Source organism: Bradyrhizobium sp. (genome assembly GCF_019244115.1).
In the GTDB taxonomy this organism is placed as follows: Bacteria; Pseudomonadota; Alphaproteobacteria; order Rhizobiales; family Xanthobacteraceae; genus Bradyrhizobium.
In genome coordinates this window covers 1-4,044 of sequence record NZ_JAFATE010000874.1, presented here as the reverse complement: position 1 = coordinate 4,044, position 4,044 = coordinate 1, and the positions used below count along the sequence as shown (strand labels likewise).

Here is a 4,044-nt window from a genome sequence, read left to right as displayed (position 1 = left end):
CGTCAGGGCCTCCTCCGGCTCGCCCGCAATCGCCAGGAAGCGTTTGAGCACCGAGAGCGCGTTGCGCGGCAACGCGCCGCCCTTCAGCGTCGACTGTTCGAGGAAGCGGTCGGCGATTTCATCGACCGTGCGTCCGCCGACATTGCTGGCGCCGGCGATCGACATCAGGTCCGTCACCAGCGCCAGCGCCGCCTTGCGGTCGGAGCCGGCGAGCGCGGCGAGCACGCCCTCATATTCGTTTCGTGGGGTGCTGGATGCGATGGTCAGCCGTTCGATGTCCTGCTCCAGGCTGACCTTGCGGTTGAAATCCTTGATCAGCCGCCGCCGCCATACCGGATAGAGGTCGAGCGCGTCGAGCAGGGCATTGAACAGCGCGACGTCACCGGTGCGGATTTCGACGTCGGCGACCTCGAAGGCGGCCACCGCTTCGAGGGCCAGCGCCAGCATCTCGGCATCGGCCGCGGCGCGGTCCTGCCGTCCAAAGGACTCGATACCGGCCTGCAAAAACTCGCTCGGTCGCCCCCAGCGGTAGCGAAACACGGGACCGAGATAGCTGAACCCGGCCGGCTGGCCGGCCTCGGGCGAAGCCAGATAGGCCCGTGCCACGGGAATCGTGAGGTCCGGCCGCAGGCAGAGCTCCTCGCCGCTGGCATCAGTGGTCAGATAGAGGCTGCGGCGGATATCCTCGCCGGAAAGATCCAGAAAGGGCTCGGACGGCTGCAGGATCGCGGGTTCAGATCTGACATAGCCGGCCTGTGCAAACGAGTGCAGCAGCGCGTCCGCCCAGCTGGCGGAACCGGTTGCGGCCTCGTGAAGGGCGGCGGCTTTGGTCATTTCGGGTCCGATTTCCTAAAAACGGGTGTTGGCGCAGCCCCATAGCATGGGGCGATGACGGTTTCGACAGGATTGGCCAAAAGACTGGCCGCCGACCGAGAGTGACTGGCAAGTGGCTTAACAAGAAAGCTCAGCGTTCGCTCCAGTCGCCAAGGGCGGTCTGGACCAGGGCCAGCGCCGCGACGGCGGCGGTATCGGCACGCAGGATGCGGGGCCCGAGCGCCAGCCGCATGATTCGCGGCTGACGCAGCAGAACGGCGCGTTCCTCCTCGGCAAAGCCACCCTCCGGCCCGATCAGGAGGTCTACTCCCCGTGAATCATCCCGGGCACCGGCGAGGGTCCGGACCGGGTCGGCGACCCCAGCCGCCTCATCGCAGAACACCAGAAGGCGTTCGCTCGCGCGCGCGCTCAGGAATCTGTCCAGCGGAACCGGGTCATGGACGGCGGCGAGGCTGAGGATGCCGCACTGCTCGGCGGCCTCCACGACGTTGGCGCGCATCCGCTCGCCATTGACCCGCGCCACCTGGGTGAAGCGAGTGATGACCGGCTGCAGCGCGGCTGCGCCCATCTCGACGGCCTTCTGCACCATGTAGTCGAGCCTTGCGTGCTTCAGCGGTGCAAAGGCGTAAGTGAGATCGGGCAGGCGATCCTGCGGTCGCGTCACGCTTTCGACGGTGAGACTGTCCAGCCGTTTGCGGCCGGACACTTGCGCCCGCCACTCACCGTCCCGGCCGTTGAACACCAGGACCGTGTCGCCGGCCGCAAGCCGCAGCACGTTGCCAAGATAGTTGCTCTGGTCACGATCGAGCGTGACAGTCGCGCCGGCGGCAAGCAAGGCGTCGATGAACAGGCGCGGCGAACGGAAGTCGTGGGCGGGCATTTGATGTTCCAACCACCTTTTGCGCCCCGGAGCCAGGAATTCCCCCCGGAATTGCGACCGGGCGACCCCGCGGGCTCCGATGTGGTTGGCCGCTTCGCGGGGCGGCCGGCCGCCGCTGGGCGATTTCTCGCCCATACCACTGATACGCGCTCACGGCCTGATGACTCAGATGTTACCGTTCGTGTCTGCGGCGCGGCGCCGCGCTGTTGCCAAAATCGACGGGTTGTTAACCAAGTGCAGGAATCGTAAAAGGCGTCATCCGGACACCGCGCATCGCGCTCGTCCCGGAAACCCCTTCAACCCTGCCGGAGACCAAGCCTTGACCCTCCGCTGCCCGATTGCGCCGCTGACGGCTGTGATTCTCGCTTTTGCCGGCGGAGAGGCCCTTGCGCAAGGTGCGTTTCCGGCGCCGCTTCCAGGACAGAGCCAGGTCGGCACTGCCAACGATCCGGCCTTCCCTCCTGTTGGTGGCGGGTCGCCCGCGGCGACGGCCAGTGCGCCTCCCGTGAGCCCATTCCCGTCCGGGGGGGCCGCGCCGATCACCGGCGGGTTCAGCGCGGCGCCGCCGGCCCAGGGAGGCGGCGGGCCGCCTGCGGACTGCATGAAGCAGTTCGTTCCGTTGCGCGAAGAGGCGGAAAGACGCGGCAAGCTGATCCAGGCCGCCGGCCGGAAAGCGACGCCGGCGGAGGCGTGCCAGCTGTTCAAGAATTTCGCCCAGGCCGAGATCAAGATGATCTCATACATCGAGAAGAATTCGGCAAGGTGTGGGATTCCATCGCAAATTGGCGACCAGTTGAAGACCAATCACAAGAACACCGAGGCGGTGCAGACCAAGGTGTGCACGGTGGCACAGCAGATCCAGCAGCGCGGCCCGGCCGGCCCCACGCTCTCGGATGTGCTCGGCTCCTCCGCGGCGCTGCCCGAGGCCACGCCGGCCAAGAAGGGCGGCAGCACCTTCGATACGCTGAACGGCAACGTGCTGACGCGGTGACGGCGGCACTTCAGAAAACGATTGCGAGTGCCCTCATTCCAGCCTGACGACAAAGGGCGCTGTGATGGAGTCCGGACTTCAAGATATCGGTGCCGACCGCGTCGCCGATTCGACCGGCAACTGGGTCGATAGAAGCGCCCCGCAATGGGCGCGTCCGTATCTGCGGCTGGCCCGCCTCGACCGGCCGATCGGATCCTGGCTGCTCTTGATGCCGTGCTGGTGGTCGGCGGCGCTGTCAGCCGGAATGGCGCACCAGATCGGGTCAATGCCGCGCGACATTCTGCTGTTCCTGATCGGCGCCTTCGCGATGCGCGGGGCAGGGTGCACCTGGAACGACATCACCGACCGCGATCTCGATGCAAAAGTCGAACGGACGCGGGCGCGGCCGATTCCCGCCGGCCAGGTCAGCGTCATCCAGGCGCTCGTCTTCCTCGTGCTGCAGGCGCTGATCGGCCTTGCCGTGCTCGTGCAGTTCAATCGCTTTGCGATCGCAACCGGCATCGCATCGCTGATCATCGTTGCGATCTATCCGTTCATGAAGCGGATCACCTGGTGGCCGCAGGTCGTGCTCGGGCTCGCGTTTTCATGGGGCGCGCTGATGGGGTTTGCCGTGACGTTTGCGCGGCTCGATGCGACGGCGTTTCTTCTCTATGCCGGGTCGATTGCCTGGGTGATCGGCTACGACACGATCTACGCGCATCAGGATGCCGAGGACGATGCGCTGATCGGCATCAAGTCGACTGCGCGGCTATTTGGCGCGCGGACGCATCGGGCGCTGGTGGTGTTTTACGGGCTCGCTGTCGTCCTGATTGGCGGCGCGCTGGTATCGGCGGCCGCGGGCGTTCCGGCCTGGATCGGGCTCGCCGGCTTTGCCGTGCACCTGACCTGGCAGATCCGCACGCTTCGAACCAGCGATGGCGTGCTGTGCTGGCGGCTGTTCCTGTCCAACCGCGATGCCGGGCTGCTGCTGTTCGCGGGCCTCGTCGCGGATGCGGTGCTAGCGGTTATCGGTAATCTGTAGGGTAGGCAAAGCGAAGCGTGCCCACCATCGCGGATGGCGTGCGTGGAAGGATGGTGGGCACGGCGCAAGGGCGTCTTTGCTCATCCCTACCAAAAACGCCGTTCAACAAATGCTGTTCAATCCCGCGCGATGATCTCGCGCTCGTCACGATGGACGTTCGGCTCGCTCAAAGCATCGCCGACGCGGCGGCGGATCAGAAAGCGGGGGCGGCGCCAGCGGATCGCGTTACGCCTGCGACGGCGCGGCGCAGGTTCGAAGCTTTCGCCATCCTGAAGTTGCGGCAAACCGAAGATCTCGCTCCAGCCTTGCCAGGCGGCG

At 66.1% G+C, this 4,044-nt stretch carries 4 protein-coding genes and 1 pseudogene; 2 read left to right on the top strand and 3 right to left on the bottom strand.

All coding sequences use genetic code 11. The annotated features are described in order from the left end of the window. The coding region (locus tag JOZ76_RS36780; protein ID WP_291706273.1) for an ATP phosphoribosyltransferase regulatory subunit at positions 1-834 on the bottom strand (834 nt) is incomplete at its 3' end. Positions 835-964: 130 nt separating this feature from the next. After that, positions 965-1,714 (bottom strand): 16S rRNA (uracil(1498)-N(3))-methyltransferase, encoded by a 750-nt coding sequence (locus JOZ76_RS36775; RefSeq protein ID WP_291706272.1) that lies wholly within the window; start codon positions 1,712-1,714, stop codon positions 965-967. A gap of 319 nt (positions 1,715-2,033) precedes the next feature. Here JOZ76_RS36775 and JOZ76_RS36770 point away from each other — a divergent pair, with 319 nt between their 5' ends. Both JOZ76_RS36770 and ubiA read left to right on the top strand, forming a co-directional pair. Then, entirely contained in the window at positions 2,034-2,705 is a 672-nt protein-coding gene (locus JOZ76_RS36770; RefSeq protein ID WP_441300162.1) for a hypothetical protein, read from the top strand. Positions 2,706-2,769: 64 nt separating this feature from the next. After that, positions 2,770-3,726, top strand: coding sequence for a 4-hydroxybenzoate octaprenyltransferase (gene ubiA, locus JOZ76_RS36765; RefSeq protein ID WP_291706271.1), 957 nt, complete (start codon positions 2,770-2,772; stop codon positions 3,724-3,726). A 116-nt stretch (positions 3,727-3,842) separates the two neighbouring features. Here ubiA and JOZ76_RS36760 read toward each other — a convergent pair. Next, positions 3,843-4,044: pseudogene (locus JOZ76_RS36760) on the bottom strand (DUF6101 family protein); the annotation flags it as partial.